This window comes from Ktedonobacter sp. SOSP1-52, from assembly GCF_016587395.1.
The window spans coordinates 464,529-478,687 of record NZ_BNJH01000006.1 but is presented as its reverse complement, the minus strand read 5'-3'; the positions used below and the strand labels follow the sequence as shown (position 1 = coordinate 478,687).

Annotated in this window: 12 protein-coding genes; 8 read left to right on the top strand and 4 right to left on the bottom strand. The window is 54.5% G+C overall.

Features of this window, described 5'->3' with window-relative positions; translation table 11 throughout:
* The first annotated feature begins 111 nt into the window (after positions 1 to 111).
* Positions 112 to 963, top strand: coding sequence for a pentapeptide repeat-containing protein (locus tag JMJ16_RS47225; protein ID WP_201392965.1), 852 nt, complete (start codon positions 112 to 114; stop codon positions 961 to 963).
* 97 nt (positions 964 to 1,060) lie between these two features.
* Here the strand turns inward: JMJ16_RS47225 and JMJ16_RS47220 are convergent, their stop codons facing one another.
* On the bottom strand, positions 1,061 to 2,197 hold the full coding sequence (locus tag JMJ16_RS47220) for an ISAs1 family transposase (protein ID WP_201380589.1): 1,137 nt from the start codon (positions 2,195 to 2,197) through the stop codon (positions 1,061 to 1,063).
* 413 nt (positions 2,198 to 2,610) lie between these two features.
* Between JMJ16_RS47220 and JMJ16_RS47215 the strand changes: the two genes are divergently transcribed.
* The 4 genes from JMJ16_RS47215 to JMJ16_RS47200 all read left to right on the top strand — a co-directional run bounded on the left by JMJ16_RS47215 (position 2,611) and on the right by JMJ16_RS47200 (position 5,833).
* Positions 2,611 to 3,597 (top strand): carbon-nitrogen hydrolase family protein, encoded by a 987-nt coding sequence (locus tag JMJ16_RS47215; protein WP_201392963.1) that lies wholly within the window; start codon positions 2,611 to 2,613, stop codon positions 3,595 to 3,597.
* A gap of 311 nt (positions 3,598 to 3,908) precedes the next feature.
* The gene (locus JMJ16_RS47210; protein WP_201392961.1) at positions 3,909 to 4,685 is read left to right on the top strand and encodes an SDR family oxidoreductase; all 777 of its coding nucleotides are present in this window, start codon (positions 3,909 to 3,911) and stop codon (positions 4,683 to 4,685) included.
* A 30-nt stretch (positions 4,686 to 4,715) separates the two neighbouring features.
* Positions 4,716 to 5,666: a S9 family peptidase gene (locus tag JMJ16_RS47205; RefSeq protein WP_201392959.1), complete on the top strand. Its 951-nt coding sequence runs from the start codon at positions 4,716 to 4,718 to the stop codon at positions 5,664 to 5,666.
* Between the two features lie 23 nt (positions 5,667 to 5,689).
* The gene (locus JMJ16_RS47200; protein WP_201392957.1) at positions 5,690 to 5,833 is read left to right on the top strand and encodes a hypothetical protein; all 144 of its coding nucleotides are present in this window, start codon (positions 5,690 to 5,692) and stop codon (positions 5,831 to 5,833) included.
* A gap of 109 nt (positions 5,834 to 5,942) precedes the next feature.
* Here the strand turns inward: JMJ16_RS47200 and fes are convergent, their stop codons facing one another.
* Entirely contained in the window at positions 5,943 to 7,217 is a 1,275-nt protein-coding gene (gene fes / locus JMJ16_RS47195; RefSeq protein WP_201392955.1) for an enterochelin esterase, read from the bottom strand.
* Positions 7,218 to 7,508: 291 nt separating this feature from the next.
* Here fes and JMJ16_RS47190 point away from each other — a divergent pair, with 291 nt between their 5' ends.
* The 3 genes from JMJ16_RS47190 (at position 7,509) to JMJ16_RS47180 (ending at position 11,728) form a co-directional block, all read left to right on the top strand.
* A complete protein-coding gene (locus tag JMJ16_RS47190) occupies positions 7,509 to 7,961 on the top strand; it encodes a hypothetical protein (protein WP_201392954.1) in 453 nt (150 codons plus the stop codon).
* Positions 7,962 to 8,183: 222 nt separating this feature from the next.
* Positions 8,184 to 9,932, top strand: coding sequence for an ABC transporter ATP-binding protein (locus JMJ16_RS47185; protein ID WP_236602036.1), 1,749 nt, complete (start codon positions 8,184 to 8,186; stop codon positions 9,930 to 9,932).
* The gene (locus JMJ16_RS47180) at positions 9,929 to 11,728 is read left to right on the top strand and encodes an ABC transporter ATP-binding protein (RefSeq protein ID WP_201392953.1); all 1,800 of its coding nucleotides are present in this window, start codon (positions 9,929 to 9,931) and stop codon (positions 11,726 to 11,728) included. Before JMJ16_RS47185 ends, JMJ16_RS47180 begins: the two co-directional genes overlap by 4 nt.
* Positions 11,729 to 11,800: 72 nt before the next feature.
* Here the strand turns inward: JMJ16_RS47180 and JMJ16_RS47175 are convergent, their stop codons facing one another.
* Both JMJ16_RS47175 and JMJ16_RS47170 read right to left on the bottom strand, forming a co-directional pair.
* Positions 11,801 to 12,136 carry a hypothetical protein gene (locus tag JMJ16_RS47175; protein ID WP_201392951.1) on the bottom strand — a complete coding sequence of 112 codons (336 nt, stop codon included), beginning with the start codon at positions 12,134 to 12,136 and terminating at the stop codon, positions 11,801 to 11,803.
* Between the two features lie 149 nt (positions 12,137 to 12,285).
* Positions 12,286 to 14,157, bottom strand: a complete 1,872-nt coding sequence (locus JMJ16_RS47170; RefSeq protein WP_201393636.1) for a glycoside hydrolase family 15 protein — start codon at positions 14,155 to 14,157, stop codon at positions 12,286 to 12,288.
* Positions 14,158 to 14,159 lie beyond the last annotated feature (2 nt).

Sequence of the window (14,159 nt, the reverse complement as noted above, 5' to 3'; positions counted from 1 at the left end):
GTTTTTCACCCACACACCCTTCCTATGAGGCCCCGCAGGCGCGAAGATTCTGTTACAATAACACATGAAAAAAGCTATAATTCTCAATGAATACATAGACATAATGACAGGATGACGCGCACATTGACTAAAAAACGTGAACAGAGAGAACTTACTGTTGCAGGAAAGCGCCTCGACCTGCGAGCTGACTGTGAGCGCTGTTTCGCGCTATGCTGTGTCGCACCTGCCTTCTCAGCCTCGGTAGATTTCGCAATCAATAAAAACGCTGGGCAGGCCTGTCCCAATCTGCAGGCGAACTTTCGCTGCGGCATCCATACGCGCCTCAGACAGCAGGGCTTCCGGGGTTGCACCGTCTATGACTGCTTCGGCGCCGGGCAAAAGGTCTCCCAGGTTACCTTCGGTGGCCAGGATTGGCGACAGGCTCCCCAAAGTGCCCGGCAGATGTTCGCGGTCTTCCCTATCATGCGAGACCTGCATGAGCTACTCTGGTATCTAAGCGAAGCCCTGACGCTGCAACCAGCCCGCCCGCTCCACCAGGAACTTAACCTCGCGCTGGAAAAAACCGAACGCCTCACACATAACAGCCCTGAGGCTCTTATAAGTCTGGACATGGCGGCCCATCGGCAAGAGATCAATAACCTGCTGCTGTGCACAAGCGAACTGGTGCGGGCCGAATTCAAGCATAAGAAGAAAGAACTCAGAGGGGCTGACCTGATCGGGGCCAAACTTAGAGGCGCCGATTTCAGGGGCGCCAACTTGCGCGGAGCATATCTTATTGGGGCTGACCTCAGAGACGCCGACCTGCGCCTGGCCGACCTGATCGGGGCCGATTTCAGAGACGCTAATCTCAGGGGCGCCGATCTCACTGGGAGCCTCTTTCTCATTCAGTCCCAACTCGACTCAGCCAGGGGCAACAGCGAAACAAAGTTGCCGCCATCCCTCACACACCCAACATATTGGTAAACCGTAAAAACTACACACGTATACTTTGACTCTTGAGCAACAGAGGCGCAAAAGCAAACTTTGAGAAACCTTGCGAAAGACTACAGGGCAATCGCATCTAGTTAACCCCATCCAGAACGCGCAAAAGATACTGATTGTCCCATCCGGATTTGAGACGTTTGGCATGGATGCCAACACGGGAAGAGCGTTCCTGACGCAACAAATTCAAGCTGATATGGCGGAGTACCGCGAGATTTTCGTCGGCATGACCGAGCCTGACGCGCGATTCATCTTCCCGAAAGGCGATATCGAGGACCCAATGCAGGCTGTTTTCAATGCCCCAGTGGCTTCTGACCGCAGTGGCAAAGGTGTTGACTGACGAAAAACTGAGCAAGAAGTAGCGCGTTTCTTTTGTGGTCTTCTGTTCCATGCGCCGTTGCGCCCGAACGACCCCAATGCCTCGCAAGCCTTTCCACTGGTGTTGCGGGTCGAGATACGCCAGGATTTCCGGATCACTCAGGGTCCACTGTTCGCGAATTTCCAATCGACCGTGACCTTTCTCCACCTGTCGATCCAACTCCCAGTACGGGCTGGCAAAGCCGTCTTTTTCCGCGAGAGCAAACGTCGCTTTCACCTCGTCAAAGAGGTTCCCGTGATTGTCTTTGAGAGCCAGGGCGTAGTCACCGTCTTGCTCAATAATCCGCTCGGCAATCTTCGTTTGCGTCCCCATCGCATCAATGGTCACAATGCAGCCTTTGAGCGCCAGTTGCTCTAAGAGCAGCGGGATGGCGGTAATCTCGTTGGACTTCCCTTCCGTCGCGAGTTGAGCCAACACCAGACGATTTTCGACCGCCCAGGCACTGACCAGATGCAGCGCTTTTTTGCCTCCTGCCTGATCATGCGAGCGGCGCAGCGTTTTGCCATCAATCGCGATCACTCCGTTGACTGTTTGGCTGATCCCTTGCACCCATCGGATGAAGCTGGCTTCAAACTGTTTGGGATCAATGAGCGCAAACACACGCCCGAACGTATCGTGAGACGGGATCCCATTGGGCAAGTCGAGCAAATCCGTAAAAAAGGCCTTTTTGGCGTTCCCAAATTCCTCGATCTCAACCCAGCCTTCTGCTCCACATAAGACTCCACAGATCGCCAGGATGATGATATCCCGTAATCGATGCAGTTTGGTTCGCTCCACCCGAGGGTCTTCTACTTGCGCAAACAGACGTTCAAGATCTCGTCGGCCATTCTCCTCCATCTCATAGCCTCCCGCTTTTTTGGCTTATTTTATCACCTCCTCTTCCTTTCCTTTATTGTTGCTGAGCTTATTTAGATGCGATTGCCCTGCGAAAGACTAGCATTTGCTTGACAGTATCATGAACATGATGCTACTCTAAGCTCACAGACAAATTTCACTACAGACAGAGGCTGCAATGATTGCACACTATTGACGCTGACACGCGCTAGCCAGCACATCTTCTAGCATTCTCCTCCAGGCAGATAGAGCATATTTCGCAATCTGTCGCATATATCATTGTGTCTTTTACTTCTTCAAAGTCTACCTCCCTCGTGGACCACCCATTCTCACCTCTATCAACACCCCCCATTCACAATTCACATTAACAATTTCCATTAATTAATTGACTACAAGAAGGGTAAATATATTATATAATGCAACAACTTCATATCGCCCTGCTCCAGATGAATTCATGCGACAGAGACCAGGTAGCCAATCTTGTAAAAGGTGAGCTATTTTGTCGCCGAGCACAAGCCATGGGCGCAGATATCGCGCTCTTCCCCGAGATGTGGAATGTAGGCTATTCACCCGCCCAGCCTCTTCCTGAGGGAGCGGACACACCTGAAGATAATCTGTGGAAAGCGCCCGAGAAATGGCAGAACCATGAAGAGTTGGCCGCTCGTGGCATGCCCGACCCGGACATCGTCTGGCAGGGGCAGGCCATTGCTCGCGATAGCTCCTTTATTCGCCACTTTCAACAGCTCGCGCGTGAACTCCAGATGGCTATTGCCCTTACCTACCTGGAGGCCTGGCCTGGCGCTCCACGCAACAGCGTCTCCCTAATCGATCGCCATGGCGAGATCGTTCTGACCTATGCCAAAATGCATACCTGTGCCTTTAGCTGGAACGAAGCGGCTCTGACACCCGGCAATACCGTTGAAGTCTGCTCGCTGGACACAGCTCAAGGCCCCATTCAAGTGGGAGCCATGATCTGCTATGATCGCGAATTCCCTGAAACCGCACGCCTGCTTATGTTACAAGGGGCCGAGATTATCCTGGTACCCAACGCCTGTGAACTGGAGATTAACCGGCTGACACAATTTCGCACTCGGGCCTACGAAAATATGGTTGGTGTCGCAATGGCTAACTATGCCGCGCCCCAGCAGAACGGCCACTCAATCGCCTTCGATGGGATCGCTTATGGCCCACAGGGATCGCGAGATATGCTCTTGATCGAGGCTGGTGAGGGCGAAGGCATCTACATAGCAAGTTTTGACCTGGAAGCCCTGCGCGACTTCCGTCTACGCGAGGCCCTGGGCAATACCTTCCGTCGCCCTCACCTTTATGGCGCTCTCACTGAGACACAAACTCAATATCCATTCATTCGCGTCAATGCCCAGGGCAAACACTTCAAAGTGTGAGGGATAAAAAATATGGTGGTTGGCGTGCGCATGCGCACGCCAACCACCATATTTTTTATCCCTGAGCATCGCGAATTTGAAGAGAGTGTGCCATAGTGGCACTGGATATCGTATGATAGATTCAGCACAAACAATATAGTCAGCACCATGCATGGCTTACTTTTGCCTGGGTAGGGAGTGTGGCGCTGGTTTGCAGCCCTAGGGCTGCAAACCAGCGCCACACTCCCTACCCAGGCGAGCGCCGCAGGCGCGAGTAATCTAGCCAACCCTCAGCGTTGAGAAGAGAATACATTAAGAACGGAGACGTTACCATGAGTGTATTAGATCTATTTCGCCTGGATGGAAAGACAGCCATCATTACCGGCGGCGGTCGGGGACTGGGAGAATATTTCGCGGAGGCGCTCTCAGAGGTAGGAGCCAACGTCGTGCTCTGCTCGCGCAAGCTTGCAGCCTGCGAAGAGGTTGCACGCGAGATTACGGCTAAAGGCGGCAAGGCCCTGGCCCTCGAATGTGATATCACCAAACCAGAGGATGTCGAGCGCGTCGTCGTCGCCACCCAGGAACACTTTGGCGCCATCGACATCCTGGTCAATAACAGCGGTGCCACCTGGGGCGCGCCCGCCGAGGAAATGCCCCTGGACAAGTTCCAGCACGTGATTGATGTCAATATCAAGGGCACCTTTCTGATGAGCCAGCTCGTAGGAAAAAGCATGATCGCGCGTGGCAAGGGTGGCACCATCATTAACATCGCCTCCGTGGCTGGACTGACCGGTGGACACCCCAAGTATATGCGCGCAGCAGGCTACCACGCCAGCAAGGCCGCCATCATCAATATGACACGCGACCTGGCCACGAGCTGGGCGCAATATGGCATCACCGTCAACGGTATCGCACCTGGCTGGTTCCCCACACGTATGTCGCAAGGCCTGCTCGCCAAGTTCGGCGAACAGATGCAGGAGGGTATCCCCCTGGCCCGCTTCGGCACACCCGATGACATCAAAGGTGTGATCGTTCTGCTTGCCTCGCCCGCCGCAGCCTATATGACGGGCCAGACCATCGTCGTCGACGGTGGCTCCACGGCCTGGTAAACAAACAGAGATATTGAGAGGAGAGAAGCCATGTCCAGTATCGAGTTACGCCAGGCCCTACTAACACGGTTGGGACACTTTCCAGAGCATGTCCCCCTCGAGCCAGTCTTTAGTAGTTCCATAGACGAGGGCGACTACACACGCGTAGCCCTGACCTACATGGTAGAACCCAGCGAGCGTATACCTGCATGGCTTCTCATACCCAAAGGAGATGCTCCTCAGGGTAGTTGGCCCGCAATCCTGGCTATTCATCAGCACGCAGGCCAGTTCGAGCTAGGGAAATCCGAACCTGCTGGAGTAGCTGGTGATCCCATGTATTTCTACGGCCAGGAACTCTGCCGCCGTGGCTATATCGTACTCTGCCCTGATCAATTGTGCTTCGAGGATCGTCGGCCCTCAGAGGAAGAGCGCCAGGCGCACTACGCGCTCAACGGCATGAATTATGAACGCTTCGAGTTCACCAAACGCCTCCTCTCCGGCTCAAACTTACAGGCAAAGTATCTTCATGATCTCTCCTGCGGCCTCGATCTCCTCTCTTCCCTACCAGACGTAAATCGCTCACGCCTGGGTGCTATCGGCCACTCGCTCGGTGGACAGGAGACACTCTGGCTTACCTGGTACGACGAACGGGTACGCGCCGCCGTCTCCTCCTGTGGCTTTGGCCTGCTGCGCACCATCCTGCGCGACAATATCAATCATAATTTCGCTGCCTACATCCCCGGCATGCTCGAAATAGGCGACGTGGACGCCCTTGTAGCCTCCCTGGCCCCGCGCCCCTTCATGCTTACAGCAGGCGAGCACGATCCCCTTTTCCCTATAGATGGAGTACGAGCCCTGGCCAAACACGCCCAGCAAGCCTACTCTCAGGCAGGTGTGTCCGACCACTTCCAGGCCCTCATCTTCCCTGCTGGGCACAGTTTCCCCTCTAATGTCAAAGCCGAAGCCTACGCCTTCCTTGATCGCTGGTTACAAGATACTTAACCTGAAAAAGAGAGCAACAACAGATGATGTCACTCAATGATCCGCTGCTTGAACCTTTCTATACGCTCCAACCGAGCCGTTTTACCTGCCTTGAGCAGATTCGCGTCTATCTAGGTGAGGAGGCTGAAGAGAGCTTGCTGACAGATCGCAACCGGCTGGGCCGCTGATTTTAACTATCAGCAGCCCATACTCCAGGCACCAGCCTACAAGGCATTCCACGAGTTACGCGACGTAGCGAGCCAGGCCATAAGCAGAGAATTGCCCATCGTCATGTATCTATTCGGTTCTCCGCGGTTTTGATATAAACTTGCCCGCCAGCGTGACCAGGCCGTTGGCGAGGGAGCCACGCCAGCAGAGGTAGTCATGTCCACCGTTGAACTCGGTATAGTGAACCTCGTAGCCCTTCAGACGCAGGATGTCGCGCAAGTGGCGATTGGTGATGACCATGCTTGTATCAGAGGCGTTCCTCTCTTGCAGGCCAACCTCCATGTAAAAGCGCACAGGGAGGCGTGGGCTCGCGATAAATTGCTGCGTGAGCGATTCCTGTGGAATACCATCTTCAGAATCCGGCTCCCACCAATAGGAGCCAGATTGAGAAAGGACATTGCCAAAATGCTCCGAGGCACGCAATCCCACGAAGGACGAGGCCAGGCCACCGTAGCTGGAGCCACCGACGATGCTGTGTGCCGGATCGTCCGTAATATGATAGTGCTCGCGCACCCAGGGTAGAAGCTCCTGCGTCAGGAAATCGACAAAGGGCTGGTGGCAGGGTAGCTCACGACTACGCGTCTCTCCATCCAGGCTATCGGGGAGCACAGCAACCATGGGCGGAATCTTGCCCTCGTAGATGAGATTATCAAGAATGGTTGGCGTGGGTACCATCTCAATATAGGCCGGGCCGTCGAAGAGCAGAAGCAGAGCATATGGCTTATGCTCAGGACCATAATCGGGCGGCGTATAGACATACACGCGGCGCTCGTTATTGAGGATCTCGCTACGTAGGTGATGCTTCTCCACTCGACCTCTAGGAATATCGGAGCGTGGCTTAATATAGGGCTGAGGGGGTGCGTCTGGCAGTTCTAGCACAGAGACCGTAAAACCATAACTGTCAGAATCATCCTCATCTTTGGGAAAGACAAAGGGCTTCGGATTAAGAGGGTCGGCTACGAGGCGTGTGCCAAGGTCAGCCTTCCAGTCAAGATCAGTCAAGGGATCGTTGTGTGAGAGCATATAGGTTTGACGCAGATTCGAGCGCACGCGGTAGGTTCGATACCACAGGTCGCTTTCCAGCAAGCGCTGCATCTGGTTTTTGGCTGGATCGGTAAAGCCCGCTGGTCCGGAGAAGACCACGACATTCTGTGTATCACCCTGGTCGCGCCAGAGAAATGTCACCAGGTAATGCTCAGGATCATCCTCAATAAGCTCCATCAGCGGCGCACCATGCTCGACAATCTCTTGCCAGAAGATTTCTAGAGCGGCGTTATCCTCAGAGGAGAGCACCTCTTTCAGCGAAGCTATACGAGGGCTGGTATATTCTTTCTTGTCTGTCATACGGAGTTCCTTCCCAAAATATACAGCAAAGAGGATTGTTACAGCGTCGGCTTCAACCACTCAGTTTACTGTTCAAGTATAACAAGAATCTAAGCACAATAATAGCTTTCAGAAACCTCAAAACACAGTGTTGTAGGTTCACACGTTGAAGAGACTCATCGCACAGGCAAAAAATGCAGGCAAGCAACGTTATGCATATGAAAAACAAAAGTAATCTAAAGCTAAAACAGTACTCTGACTGGAGAAAGATCCATGGTTTTGGTGAAGAAGAGGCAGACAGCAAATATTCTTTTGCCTAGAAGCATCCATTTATTCCTTACAGCAGGTTGCATACTTATACTCCTCATCTTGCTTGGCCTGGCAGCCTGGCTAGGCGTCCCACCGTGGTTGGTACGAATTGGCGGCGTAGAGACAGGCGCCGTCGCAAAAGAAGTGGCCTCGTGCGGTGCTGATGACTACGCTACTCAAGGCGACAACGCCACAACGGCCATTTTTGCCTTCCAGTTTTCAGATCAGCAGGGAAAAGCCGTGCGTGAGACGCGTGAAGGTGTCTGCAATAACCTCTATACTAATGGCGAGCACATCTCACTCTGGTATATGCCGCAAAATCCCCAGAGCTTCCTTACTGATCAGGAGGCGCTCTGGCTCTACGTTTTTAGTGGCATCTGGCTCTGTATAACAGCCTTGATGTCGCGTTTCCTCTGGCTCTTGCTCCGTCCACTCCTTATCATCCCGGCTCGCTAGCTCGCTGAGGATTAGAAGGGTGTGGGTATGGTCCAGCCGGGCGAATACCCAAACTGGACCACACCCACACTCTTCTAATCATCCACACACCAACTCATGCATATGTTATAATAGCCTTCGCGCGTTTTTTTCGCGTTCCTCATGGTTTGAACTTTGTACTTTCCTTCTTTGGAGTTAAGTCCCGTGGGACCTCGTTGCCTCTTTTTGCTGTGAAAGGAGCTGATGGTGCGCTTCCCTGTCCGGCGCTACTTGGCGCTACTCTCTGTCTATCTCAGGCCACAGGGGCCAAAAATCTTCGCTCTGACATGTATCTTACTGGTAGATATCGGGCTGCAATTAAGCAGCCCTAAGATCATTGAATATTTCATCAATACCTTTATCACGGGCGGCGATATCACGGTGCTGCTCTTCACTGGCTGCGCCTATATCGTCATTGCACTCCTTACGCAGGGCGTAGCCATATCGAGCGCTTACCTGAGTGGCACTATCGCCTGGACGGCTACTAACCGTCTAAGGACCGATCTGGTGCGCCACTGCCTCGCGCTTGACCTCTCGTTTCATAAGACGCGTAGCTCCGGTGAGCTAATCGAGCGCATCGATGGTGATGTGGACGCGCTCTCCAATTTCTTCTCGCAATTCTTCGTCGAGCTACTCATCAACCTGCTGTTGCTGGCAGGCATTCTCGGCATATTCTTCACTATTCACTGGCTGCTTGGTATCGTAATGGTGGCCTTCTCGGCGACGATGCTCGTAGTAATCACACTTATAAGGCGTCGCGTGCTACCCTTGTGGAAAGAGAATCGCCAGCAGAGCGCGCTCTTCTTCGGCTTCTTGAGCGAGCACCTCTCGGGCAGCGAGGACCTACGTGGCAACGGCGCCGTACCTTATGTGATGCTGCGCTTCTACCAGGTTATTCGCGCCTGGTTTCCCATCCAGCGGCGAACGCTTATTATGACAAACAACCTGGATGTGACTGTGCTCTTCCTCTTCGTCTGCGGCACCAGCCTCTCGCTCTTTATCGGCGTCTACCTGTGGAGCATGAAGTTGATTGCTGTAGGCACGATCTACGCTATCTTTCGCTACACCGACCTGCTGTCTCAACCACTTGACACTATCCAAATGCATATGCAGGATCTACAGCAGGCAGAGGCCTGCATCCAGCGTATTGAGGGGCTGCTACAGACTCGAACCCTCCTTTCAGATGGACAAGGAACGCCTCTGCCAGAAGGAGCACTCGCCATCGACTTTGAGCAGGTCTCATTCGGCTATACACCTGGGCAGAAGGTGCTGCATGACATTAGCTTTCATATGAAGCCGGGAAGAGTCGTTGGCCTGCTGGGTCGCACCGGTAGTGGCAAGACCACCCTGGCGCGCCTCCTCGCCCGGCTCTATGATCCGCAGGAGGGGAGCATCTGCCTAGGCGGAGTTTCACTGCGGGAGCCTTATCTGCGCGACTTGCGTCGCCATGTTGGGCTTGTGACACAGGATGTACAGCTCTTTCACGCCTCGGTACGCGATAACCTGACCTTCTTTGATCGCGCTCTTAGCGACACATATATCCTGGCACAGATCGAGCAGGTTGGCCTGAAGAGCTGGTACGACTCGCTCTCAGCGGGCCTGGATACAATTATTGGCCAGGATGGAAGCGGACTCTCGGCTGGCGAGGCACAATTGCTAGCCCTGACGCGTATCTTCCTGCATAAACCGGGGCTGATCATTCTCGACGAGGCATCGGCGCGCCTGGACCCGGCAACCGAGCGCCTGATGGAGCGCGCCCTGAACCATCTCCTCAGCGGGCGCACCGCCTTAATCATCGCGCACCGCCTCTCGACGGTCCAGCGCGCCGATGAGATCTTGATTCTTGAGCAAGGGCGTATTGTGGAACATGGCAAACGCACAGAGCTTGCGCATGATCCCGACTCACGCTTCGCGCAACTCCTGCATCTAGGTCTGGAGGAGGCTCTGGTATGACTACAACACAGACAGCGACAAGACAGACCCTTAGCCTGCCACACATGCTCTGGCTCCTACTACGCCAGCAGCCGTGGCGCTATGCCGCTGGCGAGCTGCTTCCACTCTCCTTCTTTCTGGCAGGACGCCTGGCCTTTAGCCTGCTACTCCAGGTCTTCTTCAACAGATTGCAACAGCAAAGCGGGCCAGACCTGGCGCTCTGGCTCCTCCCATTCTCATTTATCCTGGCGGCCCTGACGCGAGCAATTCTGGGTTCCCTTGGCAACCGCGCCCTGGTTACTGCGCTCTTTAAAACCACACAAACCCTGCGCCATAATATACTCAAGCGCATCCTGGAGCGACCCGGTGCCAGGCCTCTTCCAGGCTCTACAGGCGAGGCCATCAGCGGCTTCCGCGACGATATCGAGATCTTTGCCCAGCTATTTAGCAGGCTACTAAATGTTTTCGCGTTGACTTGCTTTACCAGCATCGCCCTGGTCATCATGCTCCATACCAGCGTGCGCATCACACTCTTTGTCTTCCTGCCATTGCTCTGCGTCGTCATCATAGCTCAGAGCATGAAGAAACGCCTGGAGAAGTACCGGGTCGCCAGCCGAGCGGCCACGGCTGAGGTAACGGGAGCCATCGGTGAGATCTTCGGCTCGGTGCAGGCCATCCAGGTTGCGGGAGCTGAAGAGCGTGTAACCGAGCATTTCTCCCACCTCAATAAGCGCCGACATGGCGCGATGGTTCAGGATAGCGTGCTGAGCGCAGCCCTGAACTCGCTCTTTGGTAACACGGTTGGGATCGGCATCGGCGCCATCCTGATCCTGGCAGCCATCGCGCGTGGTAGCGAGCACCTCAGCGTGGGCGATATCGCGCTCTTCATTTCCTTCCTGGGCAATATTACAAACTTTGTACAAAGCATCGGCACTCTGCTGGCACAGGTCACGCAGACGCGCGTCTCGCTCACCCGCCTGCGGGCGCTGCTCCAGGGCGCACCCGACACAGCGTTGGTCGCGCCTGCCGAACTCTACCTTCAGCATGCCTTGCCTCAAATTACCCTGCCAGCCAAGTACTTCGCCTCGGAACTCCACATCTTACAGGCGCACAATCTCTCCTATCACTATCCCGACACCGGGCGCGGCATTACTGGCATTAACCTGGAGATCAAAGGCAACACGCTTACCGTGATTACGGGCCGTATGGGCTCGGGCAAGACAACGCTGCTTCGTACGCTACTGGGACTCCTATCAGCAGAAGCAGGGGCAGAGATCACCTGGAACGGCGTCAAAGTCGCCGAGCCCGCCAGCTTCTTCGTCCCTCCACACTGCGCCTATACGCCACAAGTGCCGCACCTCTTCAGCGATACCCTGCGCGAGAATATCCTGCTTGGCCTACCCGCAAGCGAGGAACAGCTATATAGGGCTATACAAAATGCGGTTATGGAGGAGGATGTGATACAACTTGAGGCTGGCCTGGAGACGATTGTTGGCATTAAAGGTGTCAAGCTCTCTGGGGGTCAGGTCCAGCGGAGCGCGGCGGCACGCATGTTGGTACGCCCCGCTCAGCTACTCGTCTTCGACGACCTCTCCAGTGCTCTAGATGTCGCTACCGAAGCACGGCTCTGGGAGCGCCTCTTCAGCGAAGAGCAGCACACCTACCTGGTTGTCTCACATCGCCGGGCCATACTACAACGCGCCAACCAGGTCATCGTACTCAAGGAGGGTCACATCGAGGCCTGCGGGCGTCTCGAAGAGGTTCTGGACCAAAGCTCAGAAATGCGCTATCTCTGGCTAAAAGACGAGATAGAGTGAGGCTTCGGCCCTACTCTATCTCGTCCCATCTTGTAAGTAGCCGTGTACCCTGTACCCTTTAGGGTTTAGACCCTAGAAGGGAACCATCTTGACTAGCTGAGTACAGGCATTCTCACAGGCACGGCAGGCATTAGCACAATCGGTATCTCCAATCCGGTTCGCGACATCAGCGCAGTGTGCGCAGGCGGATGAGCACGCCTGGCAGGCATAACCAGCTAATGGAGAATCACGTAGCAACATATGAGCTGTGACCAGGGCCTGTTCTGAACAGTCAAGCATCACGTTGCCATGTGCGGCTTGCTTCTGCTTAGCAATCACTGCGGACTCCATACATGCTGTGTGACAGCGTAAACAATCACGAATAGTATCTTGCACTTGACCTGTTAATGGGGAACTACTCTCTGCCATACTATCATCTTCCTTTCTAACGTTGCTATGGCCCTACTCACTACACGTCACGCCATCCAGGAAATTGACTCCAGTATAGCCAGAAGGGCATCTCAACAATGTCGCAAAAACACACTGTTTACGCTTGTTTGTACAAAACAAACGTCTTCTTAATCATAGTAGTTTGTGTGGGTTTCCCAGGGATTGGCCTGGTGCTTGCTTAGCGCGTCGTCAAGCGTGGTGCAGGCGGTAATGAGCGCGAGATGGGTAAAGGCCTGGGGAAAGTTTCCCAGGGCCTCGCCTGTGGGACTGATCTCCTCCGCGTAGAGGCCGACATGGTTGCTGTATGAAAGTAGTTTCTCCAGCATCAAACGGGCCCTGTCCAGGCGGCCTGCGCTGGCCAGGTTCTCCACTAGCCAGAAACTACAGGCGCCAAAGGTCCCTTCCTGGCTGCCCAACCCATCATCGGCGGCCTCCTGCGGATTGTAGCGATGCACCAGCGCGCCACTGGCCAACTTCTTCTCAATGCGCTCAATGGTGGAAAGCGCGCGCGGCTCTCGGGAGCCTGTGAAGTTCATGATCATCATTAAGAGCGCGCTAGCATCGACGGCGTCGGACCCATAATATTGGATAAAGCTCTGCTTTTTCTCGCTCCAGCCCTGGGTCATGATTTGCTCATAGATCTCTGTCCGCGTTTTGCGCCACTCATCCGCCGATGCGGGCCAGCCACGCGTCCGTTCGATACGTAAAGCACGATCAAAGGCAACCCAGCTCATGAGGCGCGAATGCAAGAAACGTTTGGGACCACCACGCACCTCCCAGATACCCTCGTCTGGCTCCTGCCAATGAGCCAGGAGCCAGTCAAGCAAGCGGTGCAAGTTGCGCCATAGGTCGTAGGAAATGGTGTCATAGCGGTTATAAATGTAGGCCGCTTCCATGAACTCGCCGTAAATGTCGAGCTGTTTCTGCATGTAGGCTCCATTGCCGATGCGCACCGGCCCACTCTGGCGATAGCCCTCCAGGTGATCGAGGATGTGTTCTTGCAGGTCATGCTCGCCAGTAATACCATACATAGGCTGAAGCATACGCTTGTCCTTCAACTCGTGACAGCGCGTGTCAAGCCATTGCATAAAGGCTTCCGCCTCCTGAGTAAAACCAAGCGTCAACAGGCTGGAGAGCGAGAAAGAGGCATCGCGTAGCCATGTATAACGGTAATCCCAGTTGCGATTTCCACCAATCGTCTCGGGTAAGCTGGTGGTGGGCGCCGCGAGAACCGCGCCGGTTGGAGCATAGGTTAAGAGCTTCAAGACAAGCGCCGAGCGCTGCACCATTTCACGCCAGCGCCCCTGGTAGCGACACTGGGAGAGCCAGTGCCGCCAGTAGGCAAGCGTATCATGAAACGCCTCCTGGTAGTCGCTCTCTGAGAGCTTTTCCGGCACATGCCCGCTCTCTTTGCTACTCTCCAAGAGAAAGTGCAAGGACTGACCTGCGTGCAGCTCAAAGGTCGCCTGGACACCTCCCTGTTCATCCTGTTCAAGTGCGATTGGAGATGCCAGGCCAAGGTTCAGATGCTGACTCTGAAAGAGCGCTCCATCCTGCATTATAGACACGTGATGCTCATTACGAGCGTAGTTGAAGCCAGGCCGACACGTTAGTTTGAAGGTCAGCGAGCCATGGATGACGGCAACAGAGCGAATCATTTGATGATAGTGTTCCCCTGACCCTACCCGCTTAATCGGCATAAAGTCGGTTACCTCTCCCACTCCCCCCTCGCTGAGAAAGCGCGTCAGGAGAATGTTGGTCTCTGGCAGGTAGAGCTGTTTGCATCTGATAGGGGCCATATCGGCAGGCGAGATACGGAAAAAGCCACCCTTGCCCACGTCGAGGAGCGCGCCGAAGACGCTGGGAGAATCAAAGCGGGGCAGACAACACCAGTCAATAGAGCCATTTTTCCCCACCAGAGCGACGGTGTGCAGATCTCCGATAAGCGCGTAATCCTCAATAGGCTGGTAGCGCTCCGTCGTAGAGGATGATGACTGCATCT

Excerpts from the sequence above, each read along its gene's own strand:
- JMJ16_RS47225 (WP_201392965.1), top strand. The coding sequence starts at position 112 with ATGACGCGCACATTGACTAAAAAACGTGAACAGAGAGAACTTACTGTT.
- fes (WP_201392955.1), bottom strand. The coding sequence starts at position 7,217 with ATGACAGACAAGAAAGAATATACCAGCCCTCGTATAGCTTCGCTGAAA.
- JMJ16_RS47185 (WP_236602036.1), top strand. The coding sequence starts at position 8,184 with ATGGTGCGCTTCCCTGTCCGGCGCTACTTGGCGCTACTCTCTGTCTAT.
- JMJ16_RS47215 (WP_201392963.1), top strand. The coding sequence starts at position 2,611 with ATGCAACAACTTCATATCGCCCTGCTCCAGATGAATTCATGCGACAGA.
- JMJ16_RS47210 (WP_201392961.1), top strand. The coding sequence starts at position 3,909 with ATGAGTGTATTAGATCTATTTCGCCTGGATGGAAAGACAGCCATCATT.
- JMJ16_RS47200 (WP_201392957.1), top strand. The coding sequence starts at position 5,690 with ATGATGTCACTCAATGATCCGCTGCTTGAACCTTTCTATACGCTCCAA.
- JMJ16_RS47175 (WP_201392951.1), bottom strand. The coding sequence starts at position 12,136 with ATGGCAGAGAGTAGTTCCCCATTAACAGGTCAAGTGCAAGATACTATT.
- JMJ16_RS47180 (WP_201392953.1), top strand. The coding sequence starts at position 9,929 with ATGACTACAACACAGACAGCGACAAGACAGACCCTTAGCCTGCCACAC.
- JMJ16_RS47220 (WP_201380589.1), bottom strand. The coding sequence starts at position 2,197 with ATGGAGGAGAATGGCCGACGAGATCTTGAACGTCTGTTTGCGCAAGTA.
- JMJ16_RS47205 (WP_201392959.1), top strand. The coding sequence starts at position 4,716 with ATGTCCAGTATCGAGTTACGCCAGGCCCTACTAACACGGTTGGGACAC.
- JMJ16_RS47170 (WP_201393636.1), bottom strand. The coding sequence starts at position 14,157 with ATGCAGTCATCATCCTCTACGACGGAGCGCTACCAGCCTATTGAGGAT.